A 25400-nucleotide genomic window follows, 5' to 3' on the forward strand; every position below is an offset into this window, starting at 1 on the left:
TCTCAGGAGGGGCTCAGTCCTCGGAGCGGCGTTCGCTGCGGTGGGTGCCGCGGGCCAGCTCCTGGAGGATCTCGTGCTCGGAGCGCCGCGTCGTACGGGCCAGCGTGTGCAGCAGCGCCGCGCACAGGGCCGCCGTACCGTCCAGCAGCGTGTCCGTCGCCGCGGGGTCCTCCTGCCGCCGCTCCTCCAGATACTCCGTCAGGAGCTCGTCCCCGGAGACATAGGCAGTCATGAACTCGATACCGGTGCGGACACGGTCGTAGTCACTGCTCATGCGGGAACGATCGCACATGGCCGGCCCCGCCGCCGGGGAAGCCGGGGCGGGGCCCGCGCTCAGCGGTGTGTCCTGCCGGAAGTCCTACCGGTAGTTCACGAACTGCAGCGCGAAGTCGAAGTCCTTGCCCTTGAGCAGCGCGATGACGGTCTGGAGGTCGTCGCGGCTCTTGGAGCTGACGCGCAGCTCCTCGCCCTGGACCTGGGCCTTGATGCCCTTGGGGCCCTCATCGCGGATGATCTTCGCCACCTTCTTGGCGTTGTCCTGGGAGATGCCCTCCTCGATGGACGCGAAGATCTTGTACTCCTTGCCGGACAGCTGGGGCTCGCCCGCGTCCAGCGACTTGAGGGAGATGCCACGCTTGATCAGCTTGGACTCGAAGACGTCGAGCACGGCCTTGACCCGGTCCTCGGAGTTCGCCTCCATGAGGATCTTCTCGCCGGACCACGAGATCGAGGCGCCCACGCCCTTGAAGTCGTAGCGCTGCGAGATCTCCTTGGCGGTCTGGTTGAGGGCGTTGTCGACCTCCTGCCGCTCGACCTTCGAGACGATGTCGAAACTGGAGTCGGCCATGTCCTGTGGCTCCTTGCATCGGGGGCGGAACGGGTGCGGACCGTGCGCCGGGGCGCCGGCCGCCGAGCCCGGCATCCAGCCGGACCGCATCCGCACCAGCCTAGCCACCCCCGGACCCCGGGAACGGCGATCAACCGGGTGGCGAAGCACCCCCTCGCATCAGGTATCGTTTACGTCGTTGCCAGGGAGCATCGCCAAGGCGGGCCCCCTTACAACAACCCAGGCGGTGTGCCCGAGCGGCCAAAGGGAGCAGACTGTAAATCTGCCGGCTCAGCCTTCCCAGGTTCGAATCCTGGCGCCGCCACATTGGGAAAAACCCCCTCCGAACAGCCATTACGGCTGTTCGGAGGGGGTTTCTTCGTTTTGGGTGACCGCAGTGGGCCCCACTCCTGCCTGCGCTGACTCAACACAGGCACCTGGCAGCGGCGCCCGGCCCCCTACGCGAGGTGACCGGACTCCTCAGCACCCGACGTGATCTGTTGCTGCCCAGGGATGGAGCTCTGGCTCACCCGGCGGGTCTCAATGAGTGCCTGGAGTTCCTTAGGCGTAGGCCACGGTGCGCGGCGGTGGATCATTCGGTGGCAGTTGGCGCAGATGAGGGCGAGGTCACTGAGCTTGGTGCGGCCTTCGCCGGCCTCGTGCAGGGGGACGACGTGGTGACACTCGATGTAGCCGTTTCCGCGCTCGCCGTAGACCTCCTGAAAATCGAAGCCGCACGCCTCGCATGCGAGACGTCCGCCCTGTCGGAGGACCGCAGCGATTTTCTTCTTGCGCAGGGCCTTGTTCCGTTCCCGGCTCCTGTGCCGACGCATCAGCAGGCGTCCCTCGGGCGCGCTGTAGTCATCCAGTTCCTCCTCCTGGTCGGGCGCGAGGTCCTGGAGGTCGCCTGTGGCGATGCCCTGCCGGATGAGCTGAGCCACCTCAGTCATCTCGGCCGGCTTGGCAAGGAAGTCATTCAGCACTTCAACATCGAGGGCTCCGCCGTTGGTGGGCTTGCCTCGGTATTCCGGATGCCGTGTCGCAATGTCGAACGTCTTCCTGGCCACCCCATTCGGGTTCCGGAACTTTTCGTTGCGGTCGGCTTCGGCGTGAATCGGCATCAGTTGCAAGAGGCCGGATAGCTCGACGACACGCTGGTCGCTCGCGTCGAGCCCCCTCCAGCCGTTGGCCATCACAAGCTGACAGGCCAGGATGATCTCATCACGTGCCCAGTCAGGGTTCTTGACGGTCTTGACTGTGAACCCGGCTTGTTTGAGCCAGGCTGCTGCATGATCCCTGCCGCCGCTGAATTCCGAGGGCAGCAGTGCCCGGCCGTGGTCCCACTGGTGTGCCGCACCGGCGATGGCCTTGGAGTCGTACCAACGCCCCTCGTACACGAGAACGTAGGAAAGGGACTCGGCGAAGCCGTACTTGGTAAGGAACTCCGTCCGGCCCAGTTGGTCGTACTCGGCGATGGTCTTGAGTACGGCGTCACGTGTGATCGAACCTATGCGCATGGCCGAAGGCTACGGTCACGTGCTGACAGCGGCGCCACGGCGGCTGCGCCCTGCACATCCGGAGGTTCTGAACTCGGAACTTTCGAAGGGAGTTCAGGCACAAAAGCGGCGCGGCACCCCCCGAGAGAGGTGCCGCGCCGTTCGTCACAAGGTTCAGCGGCGGTGGTGGCCGCGGCCGTCGTGGCCGCGGTTGTCGTCGTCGCGGTGGTTGCGGTCGCCCCACGAGGCGCTGTCGACGACGCGGCGGTTGTCGTTGCGGAGCGTCGCGGTGTCGCGGCGGTTGTCCCAGACGTAGTTGCGGCGGTCCTGGAACAGGTCGCGCGAGGTGTCACGGCCGACGCCCGTGTGGACGCGGACCGACTGGTGGCCGCCGAGGCTGAAGTGGCGGAACGTGTAGGTGACCCCGCGCCGGTCCTCCGTCAGCCTCCAGCCGTCGAGGTTCACCCGGTGGCGGGAGTTGTTGGTGACCTCCACCCACTCGTTGTTGAGGGAGCGGTTGGAGCCGTTGTCCCAACCGGGAGAGTCGTACTGCACGCGGCTGATCTCGACGTTCTCGCGGTGCGAGCGGTCCGCGGCGGAGGCCGGCAGGGCCACCGCTCCGACCAGCGCCCCGGCGGCGAGAGCGGCGGCGGCCAGGCGACGGGCGGTCACGGAAGACGAAGCAGTCACAGGGGCTCCTGCAAGGTGCGGGCACACCCGTATACGGGGCAACCGTATGCGGAAGGCGTGCGGTGTGCGGATGGCGACCAGCTGGCCGCGCATTCACAACCTTGTCCGAGATGCGGACGAGATGTGGTGGATACGTGAACCGTGTTACCGATCGGCCATATTTCCGTGACTCTCGCCTGTAACGTCCATTCATAGGAAAAATGCACCGAGTTGACGCCTATGTGGGCCGAGAATCCTTGTGATCACTGAGGCGAGGCGCTGTTTCGCCAGGTCACGCCACCCCAGCCGCTCCAGGGGCGTCACCCGAAAGTGAGTAACAGAGGTCCGGGGCCGAGGGTGGTCCCCGGTCGTCCTGTCAGACCCTCGGGGCACACTGGCCCCATGTCCTCGCGCCGCAGAACCTGTCCCGTGTGCCACCGCGAGATCGCCGTCGTCGCCGGCCGATTCGCGCGCCACGACCCGCCCGGCGCGCGGGAGAGCCAGGAGATGGTCTCGTGCGCGGGCTCCCGGCAGCCCGCCCAGATCGGCGCGGCCCAGCCCACGCTGGACGGCTATGTCGTCCCTGACTTCCCCGGCCAGCTCCCGCTCTTCTGACCGCGCCGAGGTCCCGCCAACGCGCCGCCAGGGCACCAACCAACGGACACGAAAGCCCCGCTGAGCACCCCTCAGTTCCCCGCGACCGCCTTCACCGCGACCGCCACCGGCACCGACCCCTCGATCAGTTCCAGCGTCAGCCCCGCCGTCGACGAGGTCTCCACCAGCTCCGCCAGCACGGCCGCCACGTCGTCCCGCGCGACCTGACCCCGCCCGGTGTGCGCCGCCAGCTCGACCAGCCCCGTGCCCGGCTCGTTCGTCAGCGAACCGGGGCGCAGGATCGTCCAGTCGAGGGCGTCCTGCGCGGTGACGTACGCGTCGGCCTCGCCCTTGGCCCGCAGGTACACGTCGAAGGTCTCGTCACCGGTGTGCGAGGGGTCCGCGCCCATCGAGGAGACCACCACGAACCGGCGTACCCCGGCCCGCACCGCCGCGTCCGCGAACAGCACCGCCGCGCCCTTGTCCACCGTCTCCTTGCGGGCGTTGCCGCTGCCCGGGCCGGCGCCCGCCGCGAACACCGCCGCGTCGGCACCCCGCAACCGCTCCGCGACCTCCTCCACCGACGCGGACTCCAGGTCCAGCAGGACCGGGTCGGCACCGGCCGCCCGCAGATCCGCCGCCTGTTCCGGCTTGCGGATGATGCCCGCGACCTCGTCCCCGCGCGCCGAGAGCAGCCGCTCCAGCCGCAGCGCGATCTGACCATGACCTCCAGCGATGACAATGCGCATGACTACGACCGTACGCCCGGCACAACCCATTCGCCCCACGAGCCCGAGCCGGCCGCAGAGCTTCCCCCCGAGGGACCACGGCGCACGGCGGCAACCGGGGGCGCACGCGGCGCCCGCCCGTACCGCGACAAGCTCAACTCCCCGCAGATAAAACGCTGTTATGACAGCTTCCCGCGCCCCTGCCGAGGCAGCCCCAACTCCGCCTCGGCCGCCGAGTTGCAGTACTCCCGCACCGCGCTCGTCCGGGCCACCACCCGCCCCCGATGTACGACGATCCGGCTGTACGCCAGCGACAGGGCCCCCGCCAGCTGGTCCCCACGCACCGCCAGCAGCTCGGCCGGGAACCCCGCCTCCACCCGCACCTCCGGCAGCCCCAGCACCGCCCGCGCCGACGCGCTCACCGCGTCGTAGGCGTCGGCCGGGCGCATGCCGTGGCCGGAGGCGAGGAGATACGCCGCCTCCAGCGGATCGCCCCGGCCCACCGGGTTGGCCACGTCCCGCAGGGCGCCGCTGCCCGCCGCGACCCGTACCCCGGCCGCGCGCAGCAGCCGTACCGGCGCGGTGCCCCGCCGGTCAGTGCCCGCGCAGCCGCCCTGGGGCAGGCACACCACCGCGATACCCGCCGCCGCGAGCCGGTCCGCCACGCGGTGGGCCGTCTCGGCGGGCAGCCGGGCCAGACCCGCGCACGGGCCGAGCGCCACACCGGGGCGCAGCCCGCCCGCCATCGCCGCGAGCCGGGACAGCCGGGCGGAGTCGGCGGCGTCGGTGTGCAGATCGACCGGGCAGCCCTGCTCGGCGGCCACCTCCAGCACCGCCTCCACATAGCCGATGGGGTCGGGGTCCAGGTCGGGGCAGCCGCCCACCACGGAGGCGCCCATCTTCACCGCGTCCCGCAGCATCGCCAGACCGTCCGCGCCCGCGATCCCGGTCAGCAGCCTCGGCACCGCCACCGTGGTCAGCTCCGCGAGCCCGCGCAGCGAACGGCGGGCCTGGAGCACCGCCTCCAGCGCGCCGAGTCCCTGTACATCGCCGATCCGCACCTGGGCCCGTACCGCCGTCGCGCCGTGTCCGAGCTGGAGCAGGGTCGCCTCGGTCACTCTGCGTTGCACGTCCTCGGGGGCGGTCGAGGCCGGGCCGGGGGGTTCGGCGGTCAGGCAGGTGTCGCCGTGGGCGTGCGGCTCGACGGGGGCCGGGAGCAGCAGATAGCCGCGCAGGTCCACCCGTGGGGCGCCGGCGCGGGCGGGGCCTCGCGCCAGGCTGCCCGCCGTGCCGACCGCCTCGATGCGCCCGCCGCCCAGCCGTACGTCCACCGTCCGCCCGTCGGTGAGCCGCGCCCCGCACAGCACGAGGGCGCCCTGATCGGCGGGGCCCGGCGGCTCCGGAGCGGGGTGCGGCGGCGGCTGGCTGTCGGGCATCGGGCTCTCGGACTCCAGGAAGCGGGGGACAGAGATCAGGGGGAGAGATCAAGATCACGCGAAGTGGGTCGAGCGTAGGGTCGACGGCCGCGCGGACCGCGGAGGAGGGCAATAGTCGTACCGGCGTGGCACGGGTCCTGGGCGGTGCCGGAGCGGCTCCAGGGGCCCGGGAGACGGCCCGTGATGGGCGCCCGGATACGGATTTGGGCGAACGGCGGCGGACCGTGTAATGTCTTCCTCGCTCGCCCCAATAGCTCAGTCGGCAGAGCGTCTCCATGGTAAGGAGAAGGTCAACGGTTCGATTCCGTTTTGGGGCTCTGGTGTGAGAGGTACCCGCCGTAAGGCGGGTTCCGATCTCATCAAAGCGGTGTAGCTCAGTCGGTAGAGCAAGCGGCTCATAATCGCTGTGTCACCGGTTCAAGTCCGGTCACCGCTACTGATAGTAGCCGATTGCGGGGTCGGTCCTTCGATCGGCTACTCTTACATGCGTTGAACTAGCCCATCCGTTCGTCCTAGGAGCACTCACGTGGCTGCCACCGACGTCCGCCCGAAGATCACGCTGGCCTGCGTGGAGTGCAAGGAGCGGAACTACATCACCAAGAAGAACCGGCGTAACAACCCGGATCGTCTGGAGATGAAGAAGCACTGCCCGCGTTGCAATGCGCACACCGCGCATCGCGAAACGCGATAATTTCAGGCTCGTACTTGAGGTCGCCCCCGGCACTATGGGGGGCGGCCTCAAGTCGTTTTCCAGCAGTCATTCCGCTAGACCAGGAGGTGCCGGGCCCATGGCGCTCGACCAGTCCTTCGTGGGGCGTACCTACCCGCCCACCGCGCCCTATGAGGTGGGCCGCGAGAAGATCCGCGAGTTCGCCGAGGCCGTCGGCGACACCAACCCGGCGTACACCGACCCGGAGGCCGCCAAGGCTTACGGGCACGCCGATGTGATCGCCCCGCCGACCTTCGTGTTCTCCATCACCTTCCGCGCCGCCGGACAGGTCATCGAGGACCCCCAGCTCGGCCTGGACTACAGCCGCGTGGTGCACGGCGACCAGAAGTTCGCCTACACCCGCCCGGTGCGCGCCGGTGACCGTCTCACCGTCACCTCCACCATCGAGGCCATCAAGTCCATGGCGGGCAACGACATCCTGGACATCCGGGGTGAGGTGCACGACGAGTCCGGCGAACACGTGGTGACCGCCTGGACCAAGCTGGTGGCCCGCGCGGCCGAGGAGGTCTGAGCAGCGATGACCGCGAAGATCGCGTACGACGACATCGAGGTCGGCACCGAACTCCCGGCGCAGACCTTCCCCGTGACCCGCGCCACGCTCGTGCGCTACGCGGGCGCCTCCGGGGACTTCAACCCCATCCACTGGAACGAGCGGTTCGCCAAGGAGGTCGGCCTGCCGGACGTCATCGCGCACGGCATGTTCACCATGGCCGAGGCGATCCGCGTCGTCACCGACTGGACCGGTGACCCGGCCGCGGTCGTGGAGTACGGCGTCCGCTTCACCAAGCCGGTCCCCGTGCCCGACGACGACAAGGGCGCGCTGATCGAGGTCTCGGCCAAGGTCGCGGCCAAGCTGGACGACAACACCGTCCGCGTCGACCTCGTCGCGACCAGCGCCGGGCTGAAGGTGCTGGGCATGTCCAGGGCGGTCGTCCGGCTGGCCTGACACACAGCGGCAGAAGTAAGGGGCGTCCGGCAATGGCGGGCGCCCCTTACCGTTTCCCGCGTCTCGTAGTCTTGCCCCGTGCACGTACTCCACGACGCCCCCCTCGCCCCGCTGACCACCTTCCGGCTGGGCGGTCCCGCGACCCGGCTGGTCACCGCCACCACCGACGCCGAGGTGATCGCCGCCGTCCGCGAGGCCGACGACAGCGGTACCCCGCTGCTCGTCATCGGCGGCGGCTCCAACCTGGTCATCGGCGACAAGGGCTTCGACGGCACCGCCCTGCGCATCGCCACCCGTGGTGTCGAACTGCGTGGCACCACCCTGGAACTGGCCGCCGGCGAGGTCTGGACCGACGCCGTCGCCCGCACCGTCGAGGCCGGGCTCGCCGGGATCGAATGCCTGGCCGGTATCCCCGGCTCGGCCGGCGCCACCCCGATCCAGAACGTCGGCGCGTACGGCCAGGAGGTCTCCGCCACCATCACCGAGGTGGTCGCCTACGACCGCCGGGCGGGCGAGACGGTCACGCTCACCGGCGAGGAGTGCGCCTTCTCCTACCGCCACAGCCGCTTCAAGGCCGACCCCGAGCGCCATGTCGTGCTCCGCGTCCGCTTCGGGCTGGAGGACGCGGGCGGGCTCTCGGCGCCGATCCGGTACGCGGAGACCGCGCGCGTCCTCGGCGTCGAGCCGGACGACCGGGTGCCGCTGGCCGCCGCCCGCGAGACCGTGCTGAAGCTGCGCGCGGGCAAGGGCATGGTCCTCGACGCCGAGGACCACGACACCTGGTCCGCCGGGTCCTTCTTCACCAACCCGATCCTCGACGAGGACCAGTTCGCCGCGTTCCGGGACCGGGTGCGGGAACGGCTCGGCGAGGACGCGACGCCGCCCGCCTACCCGGCGGGGGAGGGGCGTACGAAGACCTCCGCGGCCTGGCTGATCGACAAGGCCGGCTTCACCAAGGGGTACGGCACCGGGCCCGCCCGTATCTCCACCAAGCACACCCTCGCCCTCACCAACCGGGGCGAGGCCACCACCGAGGACCTGCTGGCCCTGGCCCGCGAGGTCGTCGCCGGCGTCCACGAGGCATTCGGCGTGACACTGGTCAACGAACCAGTGACCATCGGCGTCGGCCTCTAGTACGCCACCGACTAGTACGCCCCCCGACTAGTACGCCACCCGACTAGTACGCCACCCCGACGCCCTGCCGGACCGTCGCCGGGTCACCGGTCGTCGCCAGCATCGCGTGCGCCACGTCCGCCCGCCCGATGGCCCGGCCGCCGCGCGGGAAGCCGCCCAGCACCGTGCGGTAGCGGCCGGTCAGGGGCCGGTCCAGCAGGCGCGGCGGGCGCACCGACGTCCACTCGGTCGTGCTGCGGGCCAGCTCCGCCTCCGTCTCGCGCAGGTCGGCGTAGACGTCCTTGAAGACGGAAGACACCACGGACCGCAGCGCGCGGTCCAGGAGGCCGTCGTCCTCGGGGGCCGGGCCCACCGGGGCGGCGCTGACGATCACCAGCCGCCGCGTCCCCTCCGCCGCCATCGCGGCCAGCACCACGCGGGTCAGCCGGGCGGTCACCCCCGCGTCCTTGCGGCTGCGCGCGCCCAGCCCGGACAGGACCGCGTCCCGGCCCGCGACAGCGCCGCGCAGCGCCTCGGGGTCGGACAGGTCGGCCCGGACGACGTGCAGCCGGTCCCCGGTGACGGTGAGCCGGGCGGGGTCCCGGACGACGGCCGTCACCTCGTGCCCCCCGTCCAGGGCCTGCCGGACGATCTCGCCACCCACACCGCCGGTGGCGCCGAAAACGGTCAGTCTCATGACGTCCCTGTACCCCTGTACCCCTGTACCCCTCAGGCCACCGGCTGGGTCAGCCAGTCGTCGACGCCCGCAAGGAGGCGCTCCTTCGTGTCCGCCGGCGCCGCCGAGCCGCGTACCGACTGGCGGGCCAGTTCGGCGAGTTCGGCGTCCGTGAAGGCGTGGTGGTGGCGGGCGATCTCGTACTGGGCGGCCAGCCGGGAGCCGAAGAGAAGGGGGTCGTCGGCGCCGAGGGCCAGCGGGACACCGCTCTCGAACAGGGTGCGCAGGGGGACGTCTTCGGGCTTCTCGTAGACACCGAGGGCCACGTTGGACGACGGGCAGACCTCGCAGGTGATGCCCCGGTCCGCCAGCCGCTTCATCAGGCGCGGGTCCTCCGCCGCGCGCACCCCGTGCCCGATCCGGGTGGCGTGCAGATCGTCCAGGCAGTCGCGCACCGACGCCGGCCCCGTCAGCTCACCGCCGTGCGGCGCCGACAGCAGGCCGCCCTCGCGGGCGATGTGGAAGGCCCGGTCGAAGTCGCGGGCCATGCCGCGCCGCTCGTCGTTGGAGAGGCCGAAGCCGACGATGCCCCGGTCCGCGTACCGCACCGCGAGCCGGGCCAGGGTGCGCGCGTCCAGCGGGTGCTTCATCCGGTTCGCGGCCACCAGCACCCGCATCCCGAGCCCGGTCTCGCGGGACGCCGTGTCCACCGCGTCCAGGATGATCTCCAGCGCCGGGATCAGCCCGCCCAGCCGGGGCGCGTACGAGGTCGGGTCCACCTGGATCTCCAGCCAGCCCGAGCCGTCCCGGACATCCTCCTCGGCGGCCTCCCGGACCAGCCGCCGGATGTCCTCGGGCTCGCGCACGCACGAGCGCGCCGCGTCGTAAAGCCGCTGGAAGCGGAACCAGCCGCGCTCGTCGGTGGCCCGCAGTCTCGGCGGTTCGCCGCTGGTCAGGGCCTCGATCAGCGTCTCGGGCAGCCGCACCCCGTATTTGTCGGCCAGCTCCAGGACGGTGCCCGGTCGCATCGAGCCGGTGAAGTGCAGATGCAGATGGGCCTTGGGAAGCTCCGAGAGATCACGTACACGCTCCATCCAGAGATCCTGCCGCACCGGGACGCCACACCGGTAGCCGGTTCCCCTTTAGTGGGCTTGCTCGCACACAGAAGCGGGCCGCCTTCCCGGAGGAAGACGGCCCGCTTGGAAAAGACCTGGAAAAGAGGGGACCTCAGTCCCGCGCCTCCGCCAGCAGCTTCTGCATCCGGCTGACGCCCTCGATCAGGTCCTCGTCACCCAGCGCGTACGAGAGCCGCAGGTAGCCCGGCGTGCCGAACGCCTCGCCCGGCACGACCGCGACCTCGGCCTCCTCCAGGATCAGCGCGGCCAGCTCGACGGTGGTCTCCGGGCGCTTGCCCCGGATCTCCCTGCCCAGCAGGTCCTTCACCGACGGGTAGACGTAGAAGGCGCCCTCGGGCTCCGGGCAGAGCACGCCGTCGATCTCGTTCAGCATCCGCACGATCGTCCGGCGGCGCCGGTCGAACGCCTCGCGCATCTCCGCCACGGCCTTCAGATCACCGGAGACGGCGGCCAGCGCGGCGGCCTGCGCCACGTTGGAGACGTTGGAGGTGGCGTGCGACTGGAGGTTGGTCGCGGCCTTGACCACGTCCTTCGGGCCGATGACCCAGCCCACCCGCCAGCCGGTCATGGCGTACGTCTTGGCGACACCGTTGACCACGACGCACTTGTCCCGCAGCTCGGGCAGGATCGCAGGGAGCGAGGCGAAGGTGGCGTCGCCGTAGACCAGGTGCTCGTAGATCTCGTCGGTCAGCACCCACAGGCCGTGCTCGACGGCCCAGCGGCCGATGGCCTCCGCCTCGGCCTCGCTGTAGACCGCGCCGGTCGGGTTGGACGGGGAGACGAAGAGGACGACCTTCGTCTTCTCCGTGCGCGCCGCCTCCAGCTGCTCGACGGTGACGCGGTAGCCGGTCGTCTCGTCGGCCACGACCTCCACCGGGACACCGCCCGCGAGCCGGATCGACTCCGGGTACGTGGTCCAGTACGGGGCCGGGACGATGACCTCGTCGCCCGGGTCGAGGATCGCGGCGAACGCCTCGTAGATGGCCTGCTTGCCGCCGTTGGTCACCAGGATCTGGGAGGCGTCGACCTCGTAGCCCGAGTCCCGCAGGGTCTTCGCGGCGATGGCCGCCTTCAGCTCCGGCAGGCCGCCGGCCGGGGTGTAGCGGTGGTACTTCGGGTTCCGGCAGGCCTCTACGGCCGCCTCGACGATGTAGTCCGGGGTCGGGAAGTCGGGTTCACCGGCGCCGAAGCCGATCACCGGACGCCCGGCGGCCTTGAGGGCCTTGGCCTTGGCGTCCACGGCGAGGGTGGCGGACTCGGAGATCGCGCCGACTCGGGCGGAGACCCGGCGCTCGGTGGGAGGGGTTGCAGCGCTCATGCGCCCATCGTTCCAGACCGGAAACACGGCGGGCACACGGGTTTCACAGACTGAACAGCACCGGGCGGCCACCGGAACAAGGGTCCGAATCCGGGCCGCGGCCAGGACGATCTTCCACACTGGGCCCCCGGCCGGGCACTTTCTGTTCGACGCCGGGCCGTTGAACACGTACACTCTCACCTCGTTGGCCTCCAGCAGCCACCGCGAGACCGGTCTACACCGAGCGGTCGGACGGATGCGGTAGGTTGGGGGACACAACAAAGGGTCGTAGCTCAATTGGTAGAGCACCGGTCTCCAAAACCGGCGGTTGGGGGTTCAAGTCCCTCCGGCCCTGCTACACACACCGCCAGGATGTGTGCGTATGTACGTACAGCAATGCACCGCCGTGCGGCTCTGAATTCACCGGGCGCGGCACGGCCACGATTCCGGGATCAGGTGAGGACGCATGACGGACGCCGTGGGCTCCATCGACACGCCTGATGCCCAGGACGAGCTGTCGGATGCCAAGAAGCCCCGCAAGGGCGGCAAGCGAGCCAAGAAGGGCCCGCTGAAGCGTCTTGCCACCTTCTACCGCCAGATCATCGCGGAACTCCGCAAGGTCGTCTGGCCGACCCGCAATCAGCTGACGTCGTACACGACCGTTGTGATCGTCTTCGTCGTCATCATGATTGGCTTGGTCACCGTGATTGACTATGGCCTCAACCATGCGGCCAAGTACGTCTTCGGCTGAGCCAAGAGCGAAGGGCGCCGTGGTACCGGCGCCTTTTTTCGCATGTTCCACCCCTATGTATCCAGGAAGAAGCAGCCATCGTGTCTGACCCGAACCTGAACGACGCCACCGAGCCTCGCCGAGAAACCGTCGAGGCGGTGGACGCCGAGCTCGACATCGTCGAGGGCGCGGACGAGCAGGACGAGTTCGAGGCTGCCGAGGCCGCGGCGGGCGAGCCCGCCGAAGAGGCCGCGCTGCACGTCGACGGTGACGCCGAGGCGGTAGCCGAGGTCGACGAGGACGTCGAGGACGTCGTCGAGACCGACGAGGTCGCCGAAGCCGTCGAGATCGTCGAGGAAGAGCCCGCCGAGCCGGTCGACCCCGTCACCGCGCTCCGCGAGGAGCTGCGCACGCTGCCCGGCGAGTGGTACGTCATCCACACCTACGCGGGCTACGAGAACCGCGTGAAGACGAACCTGGAGCAGCGCGCCGTCTCGCTGAACGTCGAGGACTTCATCTTCCAGGCCGAGGTGCCGCAGGAAGAGGTCGCGCAGATCAAGAACGGCGAGCGCAAGACGATCAAGCAGAACAAGCTGCCGGGTTACGTCCTGGTCCGCATGGACCTGACGAACGAGTCCTGGGGCGTCGTCCGCAACACCCCCGGTGTCACCGGTTTCGTCGGCAACGCCTACGACCCCTACCCGCTGACCCTGGACGAGATCGTCAAGATGCTCGCCCCGGAGGCCGAGGAGAAGGCCGCCCGCGAGGCCGCCGAGGCCGAGGGCAAGCCCGTCCCGCAGCGCAAGGTCGAGGTCCAGGTGCTGGACTTCGAGGTCGGCGACTCGGTCACCGTCACCGACGGCCCCTTCGCCACCCTCCAGGCGACGATCAACGAGATCAACGCCGACTCGAAGAAGGTCAAGGGTCTCGTCGAGATCTTCGGCCGCGAGACCCCGGTCGAGCTGAGCTTCGACCAGATCCAGAAGAACTAGTTCTTTCTGGGCACACGCTTCCGCGCAGGTCAGACAGGCTCTCGCAGCCGGTCTGACCTGCACGGTTTTTAGCCGCACATCCATACCCGCTATCGTTGTGCGGTATGCCTGCGTCCGGGTTGGTCCCCTTACGCGGGCAGGACCCGAATCGAAAGGACCCGGAGAGCTATGCCTCCCAAGAAGAAGAAGGTCACGGGGCTCATCAAGCTCCAGATCAACGCCGGTGCGGCGAACCCGGCCCCGCCGGTCGGCCCCGCGCTCGGTCAGCACGGCGTCAACATCATGGAGTTCTGCAAGGCCTACAACGCCGCGACCGAGTCGCAGCGTGGCTGGGTGATCCCGGTGGAGATCACGGTCTACGAGGACCGCTCCTTCACCTTCGTCACCAAGACTCCGCCGGCCGCGAAGATGATCCTCAAGGCCGCGGGTGTCGAGAAGGGCTCCGGCGAGCCGCACAAGACCAAGGTCGCCAAGATCACCGAGGCGCAGGTCCGCGAGATCGCCACGACCAAGATGCCCGACCTCAACGCCAACGACCTGGACGCCGCGTCGAAGATCATCGCCGGCACCGCCCGTTCCATGGGCATCACGGTCGAGGGCTGACACCCACCTCGTAGTCATGCGGCCGTAGCCGGTCGCACGTGGCAGGGCCCGCTCGGCCCGTACCACGACTCCTTTCAGAACACACAGGAGCAGTTGTGAGCAAGCGCAGCAAGGCTCTCCGCGCTGCGGACGCCAAGATCGACCGGGAGAAGCTCTACGCCCCGCTCGAGGCCGTCCGTCTCGCCAAGGAGACCTCCACGACCAAGTTCGACGGCACCGTCGAGGTCGCCTTCCGCCTGGGTGTCGACCCGCGCAAGGCCGACCAGATGGTCCGTGGCACCGTGAACCTCCCGCACGGCACCGGCAAGACCGCCCGGGTCCTGGTCTTCGCGACCGGTGACCGTGCTGAGGCCGCGCTCGCCGCGGGCGCCGACATCGTCGGCTCCGACGAGCTGATCGACGAGGTCGCGAAGGGCCGTCTGGACTTCGACGCCGTCGTCGCCACCCCGGACCTCATGGGCAAGGTCGGCCGCCTCGGCCGCGTCCTCGGCCCGCGTGGTCTGATGCCGAACCCGAAGACCGGCACCGTGACCCCGGACGTGGCCAAGGCCGTGACCGAGATCAAGGGCGGCAAGATCGAGTTCCGCGTCGACAAGCACTCGAACCTGCACTTCATCATCGGCAAGACGTCGTTCGACGACACCCAGCTGGTGGAGAACTACGGCGCCGCGCTGGAGGAGATCCTCCGTCTGAAGCCGTCCGCCGCCAAGGGTCGCTACATCAAGAAGGCCGCCATCAGCACCACGATGGGCCCCGGCATCCTGGTGGACCAGAACCGCACCCGCAACCTCCTCGTCGAGGAGGACCGCGCCGCCGTCTGAGCCCAGCTCACCCGGTAGCCGCGGCAGCGACGCGTACGCAGGTCGAGGACCCCGCACCTTTCGAAGGTGCGGGGTCCTTCCCTGTTCTCCGGCCGCTCCGGGTGATCCCCTCCCGGTGGTCGGTGCCCTGGGTTACGGTGCGGGCAGAGGGCGCGTACAGGGGTGGGGGACCGGATGAGGAGCACGACAGTGCGCCGGGTGGGGTTCGCGGCGCTGGCGCTGGCGCTGACCACGCCGGCCGCCTGTGGCGACGCCCAGGACGGCGGCCAGGACCGCCCGCTGGCCGCCCTGCGCTCCGCCGAGCGGTCCACCGACCGCGCCGAGTCGGTCCGCGTCCGCTCCACGCTCAGCTACGGCAAGGCCCTCTCCCTGTCCTCCGACGGCGCCCTGCGCTGGGACGACGGCGTCACCGGCCACCTCACGATCCGCTACACCGGCGGCACCCTCGCCGCCGCCATGCGCAAGGCCGGCACCCCGTCCCTGCGGGCCCGCTATCTCCCGGACGCCTACTACGCGCGCATGAGCGACACCTTCGCGAAGCGGGCCGGCGGCCGGCACTGGATCAAGTACGCGTACGCCGACCTCGCCCGCGGCGGAGACGGCCTCGGGATGTATCTGAAGGACCAGATGCGCAACACCACCCCCAACCAGTCGGTGAAGATGCTGCTGGCCTCCGGGGACGTGCGCAGGGTCGGCGCCGAGCGGGTCCAGGGCACCGCGGCCACGCACTACCGGGGCCGGGTCCGTGTCGCCGACCTGGCGGGCCGGGACAGCGGCCTCAGCGCCCGCGAGCTGGCCGGCCTCAAGCGCCAGCTGGACCAGGCCGGGGTCACCACGGAGACCGTCGATCTCTGGATCGACCACCGGAACCTGCTGGTCAAGAAGGTCGAGCGGGCCGACACCGCGCAGGGCAGCCTGGTCAGCACCGCGTACTACCGGGACTACGGCGTCCGTATCGCCGCCGTGGCGCCCCCGGCCGCCGACACCCAGGACTTCACGAAGCTGGCGCGCTCCAAAGGCATCACCGGCGCCCGCTGAGCACCCCCGGACGGGGTCCGCTCCGACCGGATTTGCTCGACAGCGCCCGAGTCCCGTACTCTCCTCGAGAAGCCAAAGACCGCTGGTCGTTGCCGCACGCTCACCTGAGGGTGTGGTGGCCGAAGGACCTACTGCAAAGTGGGCGACCCGCGCAGGTGTAAGTGGAAGTACTCCCGGAGTAGACGCGTCCACGCGTAAGCATCCGGTCGAGTCCGCCCCGAGCGCCTGCGCCGGGGCGTTTCGTTTTCTCAAGTCTCCTTCGGGTCCGCGCGGTCAGAATCACCCGGAAGGAGGCCGAGGCTCTATGGCGAGGCCCGACAAGGCTGCCGCAGTGGCCGAGTTGACGGAGCAGTTCCGCAACTCCAACGCTGCCGTGCTTACCGAGTACCGCGGTCTCACCGTGGCGCAGGTCAAGAACCTGCGCCGGTCGCTCGGTGAGAACGCCAAGTACGCCGTGGTGAAGAACACGCTGACCAAGATCGCGGCCAACGAGGCCGGGATCACGACGCTGGACGACCTGTTCAACGGTCCGACGGCTGTCGCCTTCGTCACCGGTGACCCGGTGGAGTCGGCGAAGGGTCTCCGTGACTTCGCCAAGGACAACCCGAATCTCGTCATCAAGGGCGGTGTCCTTGACGGTAAGGCGCTGTCCGCCGACGAGATCAAGAAGCTTGCGGACCTCGAGTCCCGCGAGGTTCTGCTCAGCAAGCTGGCCGGTGCCTTCAAGGGCAAGCAGTCTCAGGCTGCTCAGCTCTTCCAGGCGCTGCCCTCGAAGCTCGTCCGCACCGTGGACGCGCTCCGTGCCAAGCAGGCCGAGCAGGGCGGTGCCGAGTAATTCGGCTCGCTTTCTGACCCTCGCCGCCTGATGCGGCAAGGGTCGCAGCGGGCCGAAGTACGCCCGCCACATCCCGTACATCCGGCACCCGCCGATCGAGTGGAAGGACCGCCATCATGGCGAAGCTCACCCAGGACGAGCTGCTTGCCCAGTTCGAGGAGATGACCCTCATCGAGCTCTCCGAGTTCGTGAAGGCCTTCGAGGACAAGTTCGACGTCACCGCCGCCGCCGCGGTCGCCGTTGCCGGCCCCGCCGCCCCCGGCGCCCCGGCCGAGGCCGCTGAGGAGCAGGACGAGTTCGACGTCGTCCTCACCGGCGCCGGCGAGAAGAAGATCCAGGTCATCAAGGTCGTGCGTGAGCTGACCTCCCTGGGTCTGAAGGAGGCCAAGGACCTCGTCGACGGCACCCCGAAGCCGGTCCTCGAGAAGGTCACCAAGGAGGCCGCGGAGAAGGCTGCCGAGTCCCTCAAGGCCGCTGGCGCCTCCGTCGAGGTCAAGTAACACCTCACGGGGTTCCGCGAACCTCTCGCGCGTGAACACGGCCTCCTGAGGCTGTAACGCGAACGCACCGAAGAGCGATCATCCATCCGGGTGGTCGCTCTTCGGCGTATCCGGGGGACGACCACGGTTGCCTTGCACTCGTCGTGGCGAGGGGTATGGTGATCTTCGTCGTGTCTCCGGAAGGCCCCGTTCCGGCTGGGGGGCCTTGACGAACCGCACGCAGCGCGCAATTCTCAGGACGCGTCGTCACAACGATCCGAATCCGAGGCATGGATCGACGGCGAAGAGGGCAGGATCATCGTGCGTTGAGGGCAAGCATGCCGAGGGCGTCGAAGACGAGGGCGTTGAGGAAAACGAGGGTCTCCAAAACCCGCACTGGACATCAGTGTGCCAAGTGGCTACACTGACCCTTTGCGCTGCCTGTTAGCTGTCCCCTGCCCGTCACCAGGGGTCTGCCCCCACCCGAGCACCGACGACCGAACTTCCCTGAGCTGGGGTTTCCCGTCGTGAGCCTGGGAGAGGGACCGGTACGCGCGTAGTGAGTCCGAGCCCTCGGAAGGACCCCCTCTTGGCCGCCTCGCGCACTGCCTCGACCGCGAATACGAACAACGGCGCCAGCACCGCCCCGCTGCGCATCTCCTTTGCAAAGATCAAGGAGCCCCTCGAGGTTCCGAACCTTCTTGCGCTCCAGACCGAGAGCTTCGACTGGCTGCTCGGCAACGACGCCTGGAAGGCTCGCGTCGAGAAGGCCCTCGAGAACGGCCAGGACGTACCCACCAAGTCCGGCCTCGAAGAGATCTTCGAGGAGATCTCGCCGATCGAGGACTTCTCCGGGTCGATGTCGCTGACCTTCCGCGACCACCGCTTCGAGCCGCCGAAGAACTCCATCGACGAGTGCAAGGACCGCGACTTCACGTACGCCGCGCCGCTCTTCGTCACCGCCGAGTTCACCAACAACGAGACCGGCGAGATCAAGTCCCAGACGGTCTTCATGGGCGACTTCCCGCTCATGACGAACAAGGGCACCTTCGTCATCAACGGCACCGAGCGTGTCGTGGTGTCGCAGCTGGTCCGCTCGCCGGGTGTCTACTTCGACTCGTCCATCGACAAGACGTCCGACAAGGACATCTTCTCCTCCAAGATCATCCCGTCCCGGGGTGCCTGGCTGGAGATGGAGATCGACAAGCGAGACATGGTCGGTGTCCGCATCGACCGCAAGCGCAAGCAGTCGGTCACCGTACTGCTCAAGGCTCTCGGCTGGACCACCGAGCAGATCCTCGAGGAGTTCGGCGAGTACGAGTCCATGCGCGCCACCCTGGAGAAGGACCACACCCAGGGCCAGGACGACGCGCTGCTCGACATCTACCGCAAGCTGCGTCCGGGCGAGCCCCCCACGCGTGAGGCCGCGCAGACGCTGCTCGAGAACCTCTACTTCAACCCCAAGCGCTACGACCTCGCCAAGGTCGGCCGCTACAAGGTCAACAAGAAGCTGGGTGCGGACGCTCCGCTGAACGCGGGTGTCCTGACCGTCGAGGACATCATCTCGACGATCAAGTACCTGGTGAAGCTGCACGCCGGTGAGACCGAGACGGTCGGCGACAGCGGTCAGTCGATCGTCGTCGAGACCGACGACATCGACCACTTCGGCAACCGTCGCCTGCGCAGCGTCGGCGAGCTGATCCAGAACCAGGTCCGTACGGGTCTCGCCCGTATGGAGCGTGTCGTGCGTGAGCGCATGACCACCCAGGACGTCGAGGCGATCACGCCGCAGACCCTGATCAACATCCGGCCGGTCGTCGCCTCCATCAAGGAGTTCTTCGGCACCAGCCAGCTGTCGCAGTTCATGGACCAGAACAACCCGCTGTCGGGTCTCACCCACAAGCGCCGTCTGTCGGCGCTTGGTCCGGGTGGTCTCTCCCGTGAGCGGGCCGGCTTCGAGGTCCGTGACGTGCACCCCTCGCACTACGGCCGCATGTGCCCGATCGAGACGCCCGAAGGCCCGAACATCGGTCTGATCGGCTCGCTCGCCTCCTACGGCCGGGTCAACGCGTTCGGTTTCGTCGAGACTCCGTACCGCAAGGTCGTCGACGGCCAGGTCACCGACGAGGTGGACTACCTGACCGCCGACGAGGAGGACCGCTTCGTCATCGCGCAGGCCAACGCCACGCTCAGCGACGACATGCGCTTCGAGGAGGCCCGCGTCCTGGTCCGCCGTCGTGGCGGCGAGGTCGACTACGTCCCTGGTGACGAGGTCGACTACATGGACGTCTCGCCGCGCCAGATGGTGTCGGTCGCGACCGCCATGATCCCGTTCCTCGAGCACGACGACGCCAACCGTGCCCTCATGGGCGCGAACATGATGCGTCAGGCCGTGCCGCTCATCAAGAGCGAGGCCCCGCTCGTCGGCACCGGCATGGAGTACCGCTCCGCCGTCGACGCCGGCGACGTGGTCAAGGCCACGAAGGCGGGTGTGGTCCAGGAGGTCTCCGCGGACTACGTCACCACGACCAACGACGACGGCACGTACATCACGTACCGCCTGCACAAGTTCTCCCGGTCCAACCAGGGAACGTCGGTCAACCAGAAGGTCATCGTCAACGAGGGCGACCGGATCATCGAAGGCCAGGTCCTGGCCGACGGTCCGGCCACCGAGAACGGCGAGATGGCCCTCGGCAAGAACCTGCTCGTGGCGTTCATGCCGTGGGAGGGTCACAACTACGAGGACGCGATCATCCTGTCGCAGCGCCTCGTGCAGGACGACGTCCTCTCCTCGATCCACATCGAGGAGCACGAGGTCGACGCCCGTGACACCAAGCTCGGCCCCGAGGAGATCACGCGGGACATCCCGAACGTCTCCGAGGAGGTCCTGGCCGACCTGGACGAGCGCGGCATCATCCGCATCGGCGCCGAGGTCACCGCGGGCGACATTCTCGTCGGCAAGGTCACGCCCAAGGGTGAGACCGAGCTGACGCCCGAGGAGCGTCTGCTGCGCGCGATCTTCGGTGAGAAGGCCCGTGAGGTCCGCGACACCTCGCTGAAGGTGCCGCACGGCGAGACCGGCAAGATCATCGGTGTCCGCGTCTTCGACCGCGAAGAGGGCGACGAGCTGCCGCCGGGCGTGAACCAGCTGGTCCGCGTCTACGTCGCGCAGAAGCGCAAGATCACCGACGGTGACAAGCTTGCCGGCCGTCACGGCAACAAGGGTGTCATCTCCAAGATCCTGCCGATCGAGGACATGCCGTTCCTGGAGGACGGCACCCCGGTCGACATCATCCTGAACCCGCTGGGTGTCCCGTCCCGAATGAACCCGGGACAGGTCCTGGAGATCCACCTCGGCTGGCTCGCCAGCCGCGGCTGGGACGTCTCCGGCCTCGCGGACGAGTGGGCCGAGCGCCTCCAGGCGATCGGCGCCGACCAGGTCGACCCCGGCACCAACGTCGCCACCCCGGTGTTCGACGGTGCGCGTGAGGACGAGCTCGCCGGCCTGCTCGAGCACACGATCCCGAACCGCGACGGAGAGCGCATGGTGCTCCCGACCGGTAAGGCGCCGCTGTTCGACGGTCGCTCGGGTGAGCCGTTCCCGGAGCCGATCTCGGTCGGCTACATGTACATCCTGAAGCTCCACCACCTGGTCGACGACAAGCTGCACGCTCGTTCGACCGGTCCGTACTCGATGATCACCCAGCAGCCGCTGGGTGGTAAGGCTCAGTTCGGTGGCCAGCGCTTCGGTGAGATGGAGGTGTGGGCGCTCGAGGCATACGGCGCCGCGTACGCCCTCCAGGAGCTGCTGACCATCAAGTCCGACGACGTCACCGGCCGCGTGAAGGTCTACGAGGCCATCGTCAAGGGCGAGAACATCCCCGAGCCCGGCATCCCCGAGTCCTTCAAGGTGCTCATCAAGGAGATGCAGTCCCTGTGCCTCAACGTGGAGGTGCTGTCCTCGGACGGCATGTCCATCGAGATGCGCGACACCGACGAGGACGTCTTCCGCGCAGCGGAGGAGCTTGGCATCGACCTGTCCCGGCGTGAGCCGAGCAGCGTCGAAGAGGTCTGACGGGAGTTCCGGCCGGGGGCTCGGCAACGAGCCCCCGACCGGCCCCAGGACCCCCGTATCAGACCCCATGACTTACAACCCTGAGAGGGATTGACGCATAGTGCTCGACGTCAACTTCTTCGACGAGCTCCGGATCGGTCTGGCCACCGCTGACGACATCCGTCAGTGGAGCCACGGCGAGGTCAAGAAGCCGGAGACCATCAACTACCGCACGCTCAAGCCCGAGAAGGACGGACTCTTCTGCGAGAAGATCTTCGGTCCGACCCGGGACTGGGAGTGCTACTGCGGCAAGTACAAGCGCGTCCGCTTCAAGGGCATCATCTGTGAGCGCTGTGGCGTCGAGGTCACGCGCGCCAAGGTGCGCCGTGAGCGGATGGGCCACATCGAGCTTGCCGCCCCCGTCACCCACATCTGGTACTTCAAGGGCGTTCCGTCGCGGCTGGGCTACCTGCTCGACCTCGCCCCGAAGGACCTCGAGAAGGTCATCTACTTCGCCGCGTACATGATCACGTACGTCGACGAGGAGCGTCGTCAGCGCGACCTGCCGTCGCTGGAGGCTCACGTCTCCGTCGAGCGTCAGCAGATCGAGAACCGCCGCGACTCCGACCTGGAGGCCCGCGCCAAGAAGCTCGAGACCGACCTGGCCGAGCTGGAGGCCGAGGGCGCCAAGGCCGACGTGCGCCGCAAGGTGCGCGAGGGTGCCGAGCGCGAGATGAAGCAGCTGCGCGACCGTGCGCAGCGCGAGATCGACCGTCTCGACGAGGTGTGGAGCCGCTTCAAGAACCTCAAGGTCCAGGACCTCGAGGGCGACGAGCTGCTCTACCGCGAGCTGCGTGACCGCTTCGGCACGTACTTCGACGGCTCGATGGGTGCCGCGGCGCTGCAGAAGCGCCTGGAGTCCTTCGACCTGGAGGAGGAGGCCGAGCGCCTCCGCGAGATCATCCGCACCGGCAAGGGCCAGAAGAAGACCCGTGCCCTGAAGCGGCTGAAGGTCGTCTCCGCGTTCCTGCAGACCTCCAACAGCCCCAAGGGCATGGTCCTGGACTGCGTCCCGGTCATCCCGCCGGACCTGCGTCCGATGGTGCAGCTGGACGGTGGCCGCTTCGCGACCTCCGACCTGAACGACCTGTACCGCCGTGTGATCAACCGCAACAACCGCCTGAAGCGGCTTCTCGACCTCGGCGCGCCCGAGATCATCGTGAACAACGAGAAGCGCATGCTCCAGGAGGCGGTCGACGCCCTCTTCGACAACGGCCGTCGTGGTCGCCCGGTCACGGGCCCCGGCAACCGTCCGCTGAAGTCCCTCAGCGACATGCTGAAGGGCAAGCAGGGTCGTTTCCGTCAGAACCTGCTCGGCAAGCGAGTCGACTACTCGGCGCGTTCCGTCATCGTCGTCGGCCCGCAGCTGAAGCTGCACCAGTGTGGTCTGCCCAAGGCCATGGCGCTGGAGCTCTTCAAGCCGTTCGTGATGAAGCGTCTGGTCGACCTGAACCACGCGCAGAACATCAAGAGCGCCAAGCGCATGGTGGAGCGCGGCCGCACGGTCGTGTACGACGTCCTCGAAGAGGTCATCGCCGAGCACCCGGTTCTGCTGAACCGTGCTCCCACCCTGCACCGCCTCGGCATCCAGGCCTTCGAGCCGCAGCTGGTCGAGGGCAAGGCCATCCAGATCCACCCGCTCGTCTGCACCGCGTTCAACGCGGACTTCGACGGTGACCAGATGGCCGTGCACCTGCCGCTGTCCGCGGAGGCGCAGGCCGAGGCCCGCATCCTGATGCTGTCCTCGAACAACATCCTCAAGCCCGCCGACGGCCGTCCGGTGACGATGCCGACCCAGGACATGGTCCTCGGTCTGTTCTTCCTCACCACCGACGGTGAACTGCGTGACACCAAGGGCGAGGGCCGCGCGTTCGGCTCCACGGCCGAGGCGATCATGGCGTTCGACGCCGGCGAGCTGGCGCTCCAGTCGCCGATCGACATCCGCTTCCCGGTGGGCACCATCCCGCCGCGTGGCTGGACGCCGCCGGCGCGCGAGGAGGGCGAGCCCGAGTACCAGACGGGCGACACCTTCCGGCTGCGCACCACCCTGGGCCGCGCGCTCTTCAACGAGCTGCTGCCCGAGGACTACCCGTTCGTCGACTACTCGGTGGGCAAGAAGCAGCTCTCCGAGATCGTCAACGACCTGGCCGAGCGCTACCCCAAGGTCATCGTGGCGGCGACGCTCGACAACCTGAAGGCGGCGGGCTTCTACTGGGCGACCCGTTCCGGCGTCACCGTGGCCATCTCCGACGTCGTCGTTCCCGAGGCGAAGAAGGAGATCGTCAAGGGCTACGAGGCGCAGGACGAGAAGGTCCAGAAGCAGTACGAGCGCGGTCTGATCACCAAGGAAGAGCGCACTCAGGAGCTCATCGCGATCTGGACCAAGGCGACCAACGAGGTTGCCGAGGCGATGAACGCGAACTTCCCCAAGACGAACCCCATCTTCATGATGGTTGACTCGGGTGCCCGAGGAAACATGATGCAGATGCGGCAGATCGCCGGTATGCGTGGTCTGGTGTCGAACGCCAAGAACGAGACCATCCCGCGTCCGATCAAGGCGTCCTTCCGTGAGGGCCTGTCCGTGCTGGAGTACTTCATCTCCACCCACGGTGCCCGTAAGGGTCTGGCGGACACCGCCCTGCGTACCGCCGACTCGGGTTACCTCACCCGTCGTCTGGTGGACGTCTCGCAGGACGTCATCATCCGCGAGGAGGACTGCGGCACCGAGCGCGGCCTCAAGCTGTCGATCGCCGAGCGCGGCGCCGACGGTGTGCTGCGCAAGGCGGACAACGTCGAGACGTCCGTGTACGCGCGCTGCCTCGCCGAGGACATCGTCGTCGACGGCAAGGTGCTCGCCCCGGCGGGCGTCGACCTCGGTGACGTCCTCATCGACCAGCTGGTCAAGGCCGGCGTCGAGGAGGTCAAGACCCGCTCGGTCCTGACCTGCGAGTCCGCCGTCGGTACCTGCGCGATGTGCTACGGCCGTTCGCTGGCCACCGGCAAGCTGGTGGACATCGGTGAGGCGGTCGGCATCATCGCCGCCCAGTCCATCGGTGAGCCCGGTACCCAGCTGACGATGCGTACCTTCCACACCGGTGGTGTGGCCGGTGACGACATCACCCAGGGTCTGCCGCGTGTCGTCGAGCTCTTCGAGGCCCGTACCCCGAAGGGTGTCGCCCCGATCTCCGAGGCCAGCGGCCGCGTGCGGATCGAGGAGACCGAGAAGACCAAGAAGCTCGTCGTGACCCCGGACGACGGCAGCGAAGAGACGCCGTTCCCGATCTCGAAGCGTGCCAAGGTCCTGGTCCGCGACGGCGAGCACGTCGAGGTGGGCCAGCAGCTCACCGTGGGTGCCACCAACCCGCACGACGTGCTGCGCATCCTGGGTCAGCGTGCCGTCCAGGTCCACCTGGTCGGCGAGGTCCAGAAGGTCTACAACTCGCAGGGTGTGTCGATCCACGACAAGCACATCGAGATCATCATCCGGCAGATGCTCCGCCGTGTGACGATCATCGAGTCGGGCGACGCCGAGCTGCTGCCCGGCGAGCTGGTCGAGCGCTCGAAGTTCGAGACCGAGAACCGTCGTGTGGTCCAGGAGAACGGTCACCCCGCCTCCGGCCGCCCGCAGCTGATGGGTATCACCAAGGCGTCGCTGGCGACCGAGTCGTGGCTGTCCGCGGCCTCCTTCCAGGAGACGACCAGGGTCCTGACGGACGCGGCGATCAACGCCAAGTCCGACTCCCTGATCGGCCTCAAGGAGAACGTCATCATCGGTAAGCTCATCCCGGCTGGTACGGGTCTGTCCCGCTACCGCAACATCCGGGTCGAGCCGACCGAGGAGGCCAAGGCCGCGATGTACTCGGCCGTCGGCTACGACGACATCGACTACTCGCCGTTCGGCGCCGGCTCCGGCCAGGCCGTTCCGCTGGAGGACTACGACTACGGTCCGTACAACCAGTAGGCGAGCAGCCGAAAGGCGCTTGAACTGAAGGGCGGCATCCTCTCGGGGGTGCCGCCCTTCGGCGTTTCCCTCCGCCCGGCGGACATTTGGGCGCATCATGGAAGAACCCCGGTCGGGGGTTCGGGAGGTGCTCCGTGTCGCAACCGTCGTGGCATCCGTCGTGGCCGGACAACAACGACC

General features: G+C 68.5%; 23 protein-coding genes and 4 tRNA genes. 18 read left to right on the forward strand and 9 right to left on the reverse strand.

The features are described 5' to 3' along the window. Positions 1–13: 13 nt before the first annotated feature. A complete protein-coding gene (locus ACIGA3_RS26150) occupies positions 14–274 on the reverse strand; it encodes a hypothetical protein (RefSeq protein ID WP_217461841.1) in 261 nt (86 codons plus the stop codon). Positions 275–358: 84 nt separating this feature from the next. After that, a complete protein-coding gene (locus ACIGA3_RS26155; protein ID WP_388996956.1) occupies positions 359–847 on the reverse strand; it encodes a YajQ family cyclic di-GMP-binding protein in 489 nt (162 codons plus the stop codon). A 222-nt stretch (positions 848–1069) separates the two neighbouring features. Between ACIGA3_RS26155 and ACIGA3_RS26160 the strand changes: the two genes are divergently transcribed. After that, positions 1070–1151: transfer RNA gene (locus tag ACIGA3_RS26160), tRNA-Tyr, on the forward strand. 133 nt (positions 1152–1284) lie between these two features. On the opposite strand, the gene ACIGA3_RS26165 is transcribed toward ACIGA3_RS26160, so the two are convergent. Beyond that, a complete protein-coding gene (locus ACIGA3_RS26165) occupies positions 1285–2343 on the reverse strand; it encodes an HNH endonuclease (RefSeq protein WP_399720188.1) in 1059 nt (352 codons plus the stop codon). Positions 2344–2496: 153 nt separating this feature from the next. Beyond that, positions 2497–3012: a lamin tail domain-containing protein gene (locus ACIGA3_RS26170; RefSeq protein ID WP_399720191.1), complete on the reverse strand. Its 516-nt coding sequence runs from the start codon at positions 3010–3012 to the stop codon at positions 2497–2499. Between the two features lie 381 nt (positions 3013–3393). Here ACIGA3_RS26170 and ACIGA3_RS26175 point away from each other — a divergent pair, with 381 nt between their 5' ends. Next, positions 3394–3606 carry a hypothetical protein gene (locus ACIGA3_RS26175; protein WP_399720193.1) on the forward strand — a complete coding sequence of 71 codons (213 nt, stop codon included), beginning with the start codon at positions 3394–3396 and terminating at the stop codon, positions 3604–3606. A gap of 71 nt (positions 3607–3677) precedes the next feature. Here ACIGA3_RS26175 and ACIGA3_RS26180 read toward each other — a convergent pair whose 3' ends face one another. Beyond that, positions 3678–4334: an SDR family oxidoreductase gene (locus tag ACIGA3_RS26180; protein ID WP_399720196.1), complete on the reverse strand. Its 657-nt coding sequence runs from the start codon at positions 4332–4334 to the stop codon at positions 3678–3680. A gap of 158 nt (positions 4335–4492) precedes the next feature. After that, the gene (locus ACIGA3_RS26185) at positions 4493–5749 is read right to left on the reverse strand and encodes an amidohydrolase family protein (RefSeq protein WP_399720198.1); all 1257 of its coding nucleotides are present in this window, start codon (positions 5747–5749) and stop codon (positions 4493–4495) included. A 244-nt stretch (positions 5750–5993) separates the two neighbouring features. On the opposite strand from ACIGA3_RS26185, the gene ACIGA3_RS26190 reads away from it, so the two are divergent. The 6 genes from ACIGA3_RS26190 (at position 5994) to ACIGA3_RS26215 (ending at position 8559) form a co-directional block, all read left to right on the forward strand. Continuing rightward, positions 5994–6066, forward strand: a tRNA-Thr gene (locus tag ACIGA3_RS26190). Between the two features lie 46 nt (positions 6067–6112). After that, positions 6113–6185: transfer RNA gene (locus ACIGA3_RS26195), tRNA-Met, on the forward strand. A gap of 90 nt (positions 6186–6275) precedes the next feature. Beyond that, entirely contained in the window at positions 6276–6440 is a 165-nt protein-coding gene (gene rpmG, locus ACIGA3_RS26200) for a 50S ribosomal protein L33 (RefSeq protein WP_003948671.1), read from the forward strand. A 97-nt stretch (positions 6441–6537) separates the two neighbouring features. Further along, the gene (locus ACIGA3_RS26205; protein ID WP_399720201.1) at positions 6538–6990 is read left to right on the forward strand and encodes a MaoC family dehydratase N-terminal domain-containing protein; all 453 of its coding nucleotides are present in this window, start codon (positions 6538–6540) and stop codon (positions 6988–6990) included. 6 nt (positions 6991–6996) lie between these two features. Further along, a complete protein-coding gene (locus tag ACIGA3_RS26210; RefSeq protein WP_399720204.1) occupies positions 6997–7425 on the forward strand; it encodes a MaoC family dehydratase in 429 nt (142 codons plus the stop codon). 78 nt (positions 7426–7503) lie between these two features. Then, the gene (locus ACIGA3_RS26215; RefSeq protein WP_399720206.1) at positions 7504–8559 is read left to right on the forward strand and encodes a UDP-N-acetylmuramate dehydrogenase; all 1056 of its coding nucleotides are present in this window, start codon (positions 7504–7506) and stop codon (positions 8557–8559) included. 43 nt (positions 8560–8602) lie between these two features. On the opposite strand, the gene ACIGA3_RS26220 is transcribed toward ACIGA3_RS26215, so the two are convergent. The 3 genes from ACIGA3_RS26220 to ACIGA3_RS26230 form a co-directional block, all read right to left on the reverse strand. Beyond that, a complete protein-coding gene (locus tag ACIGA3_RS26220) occupies positions 8603–9235 on the reverse strand; it encodes an NAD(P)-dependent oxidoreductase (protein WP_399720209.1) in 633 nt (210 codons plus the stop codon). A gap of 32 nt (positions 9236–9267) precedes the next feature. Next, a complete protein-coding gene (locus tag ACIGA3_RS26225) occupies positions 9268–10308 on the reverse strand; it encodes an adenosine deaminase (protein ID WP_399720210.1) in 1041 nt (346 codons plus the stop codon). A gap of 133 nt (positions 10309–10441) precedes the next feature. Continuing rightward, positions 10442–11668, reverse strand: coding sequence for a pyridoxal phosphate-dependent aminotransferase (locus ACIGA3_RS26230; RefSeq protein WP_399720212.1), 1227 nt, complete (start codon positions 11666–11668; stop codon positions 10442–10444). A gap of 261 nt (positions 11669–11929) precedes the next feature. On the opposite strand from ACIGA3_RS26230, the gene ACIGA3_RS26235 reads away from it, so the two are divergent. From ACIGA3_RS26235 to ACIGA3_RS26280, 10 genes are all read left to right on the forward strand, one after another. Beyond that, a tRNA-Trp gene (locus ACIGA3_RS26235) sits at positions 11930–12002 on the forward strand. Positions 12003–12113: 111 nt separating this feature from the next. Further along, the gene (secE, locus tag ACIGA3_RS26240) at positions 12114–12398 is read left to right on the forward strand and encodes a preprotein translocase subunit SecE (protein ID WP_030811625.1); all 285 of its coding nucleotides are present in this window, start codon (positions 12114–12116) and stop codon (positions 12396–12398) included. An 80-nt stretch (positions 12399–12478) separates the two neighbouring features. Continuing rightward, positions 12479–13369 (forward strand): transcription termination/antitermination protein NusG, encoded by an 891-nt coding sequence (gene nusG, locus ACIGA3_RS26245; protein ID WP_399720215.1) that lies wholly within the window; start codon positions 12479–12481, stop codon positions 13367–13369. A gap of 168 nt (positions 13370–13537) precedes the next feature. Further along, positions 13538–13972 carry a 50S ribosomal protein L11 gene (gene rplK, locus ACIGA3_RS26250; protein WP_018543896.1) on the forward strand — a complete coding sequence of 145 codons (435 nt, stop codon included), beginning with the start codon at positions 13538–13540 and terminating at the stop codon, positions 13970–13972. Positions 13973–14067: 95 nt separating this feature from the next. Then, on the forward strand, positions 14068–14793 hold the full coding sequence (gene rplA, locus ACIGA3_RS26255; protein ID WP_399720219.1) for a 50S ribosomal protein L1: 726 nt from the start codon (positions 14068–14070) through the stop codon (positions 14791–14793). A gap of 174 nt (positions 14794–14967) precedes the next feature. Beyond that, entirely contained in the window at positions 14968–15831 is an 864-nt protein-coding gene (locus ACIGA3_RS26260; RefSeq protein ID WP_399720221.1) for a hypothetical protein, read from the forward strand. 304 nt (positions 15832–16135) lie between these two features. After that, the gene (gene rplJ / locus ACIGA3_RS26265; RefSeq protein ID WP_399720224.1) at positions 16136–16666 is read left to right on the forward strand and encodes a 50S ribosomal protein L10; all 531 of its coding nucleotides are present in this window, start codon (positions 16136–16138) and stop codon (positions 16664–16666) included. Positions 16667–16782: 116 nt separating this feature from the next. Continuing rightward, positions 16783–17166 (forward strand): 50S ribosomal protein L7/L12, encoded by a 384-nt coding sequence (gene rplL, locus ACIGA3_RS26270; RefSeq protein ID WP_393595891.1) that lies wholly within the window; start codon positions 16783–16785, stop codon positions 17164–17166. 568 nt (positions 17167–17734) lie between these two features. Next, positions 17735–21220: a DNA-directed RNA polymerase subunit beta gene (gene rpoB / locus ACIGA3_RS26275; RefSeq protein ID WP_388996908.1), complete on the forward strand. Its 3486-nt coding sequence runs from the start codon at positions 17735–17737 to the stop codon at positions 21218–21220. A gap of 100 nt (positions 21221–21320) precedes the next feature. Beyond that, a complete protein-coding gene (locus ACIGA3_RS26280) occupies positions 21321–25220 on the forward strand; it encodes a DNA-directed RNA polymerase subunit beta' (protein ID WP_399720228.1) in 3900 nt (1299 codons plus the stop codon). Positions 25221–25400 lie beyond the last annotated feature (180 nt).

The organism is Streptomyces sp. NPDC085596 (assembly GCF_044541565.1).
In the GTDB taxonomy this organism is placed as follows: Bacteria; Actinomycetota; Actinomycetes; order Streptomycetales; family Streptomycetaceae; genus Streptomyces.

What these genes read in the sequence shown, in the direction of transcription:
- ACIGA3_RS26150 (WP_217461841.1), bottom strand. Translation starts at nt 274, where the DNA reads ATGAGCAGTGACTACGACCGTGTCCGCACCGGTATCGAGTTCATGACT.
- ACIGA3_RS26155 (WP_388996956.1), bottom strand. Translation starts at nt 847, where the DNA reads ATGGCCGACTCCAGTTTCGACATCGTCTCGAAGGTCGAGCGGCAGGAG.
- ACIGA3_RS26165 (WP_399720188.1), bottom strand. Translation starts at nt 2,343, where the DNA reads ATGCGCATAGGTTCGATCACACGTGACGCCGTACTCAAGACCATCGCC.
- ACIGA3_RS26175 (WP_399720193.1), top strand. Translation starts at nt 3,394, where the DNA reads ATGTCCTCGCGCCGCAGAACCTGTCCCGTGTGCCACCGCGAGATCGCC.
- ACIGA3_RS26180 (WP_399720196.1), bottom strand. Translation starts at nt 4,334, where the DNA reads ATGCGCATTGTCATCGCTGGAGGTCATGGTCAGATCGCGCTGCGGCTG.
- ACIGA3_RS26185 (WP_399720198.1), bottom strand. Translation starts at nt 5,749, where the DNA reads ATGCCCGACAGCCAGCCGCCGCCGCACCCCGCTCCGGAGCCGCCGGGC.
- ACIGA3_RS26205 (WP_399720201.1), top strand. Translation starts at nt 6,538, where the DNA reads ATGGCGCTCGACCAGTCCTTCGTGGGGCGTACCTACCCGCCCACCGCG.
- ACIGA3_RS26210 (WP_399720204.1), top strand. Translation starts at nt 6,997, where the DNA reads ATGACCGCGAAGATCGCGTACGACGACATCGAGGTCGGCACCGAACTC.
- ACIGA3_RS26220 (WP_399720209.1), bottom strand. Translation starts at nt 9,235, where the DNA reads ATGAGACTGACCGTTTTCGGCGCCACCGGCGGTGTGGGTGGCGAGATC.
- ACIGA3_RS26225 (WP_399720210.1), bottom strand. Translation starts at nt 10,308, where the DNA reads ATGGAGCGTGTACGTGATCTCTCGGAGCTTCCCAAGGCCCATCTGCAT.
- ACIGA3_RS26230 (WP_399720212.1), bottom strand. Translation starts at nt 11,668, where the DNA reads ATGAGCGCTGCAACCCCTCCCACCGAGCGCCGGGTCTCCGCCCGAGTC.
- secE (WP_030811625.1), top strand. Translation starts at nt 12,114, where the DNA reads ATGACGGACGCCGTGGGCTCCATCGACACGCCTGATGCCCAGGACGAG.
- rplK (WP_018543896.1), top strand. Translation starts at nt 13,538, where the DNA reads ATGCCTCCCAAGAAGAAGAAGGTCACGGGGCTCATCAAGCTCCAGATC.
- ACIGA3_RS26260 (WP_399720221.1), top strand. Translation starts at nt 14,968, where the DNA reads ATGAGGAGCACGACAGTGCGCCGGGTGGGGTTCGCGGCGCTGGCGCTG.
- rplJ (WP_399720224.1), top strand. Translation starts at nt 16,136, where the DNA reads ATGGCGAGGCCCGACAAGGCTGCCGCAGTGGCCGAGTTGACGGAGCAG.
- rplL (WP_393595891.1), top strand. Translation starts at nt 16,783, where the DNA reads ATGGCGAAGCTCACCCAGGACGAGCTGCTTGCCCAGTTCGAGGAGATG.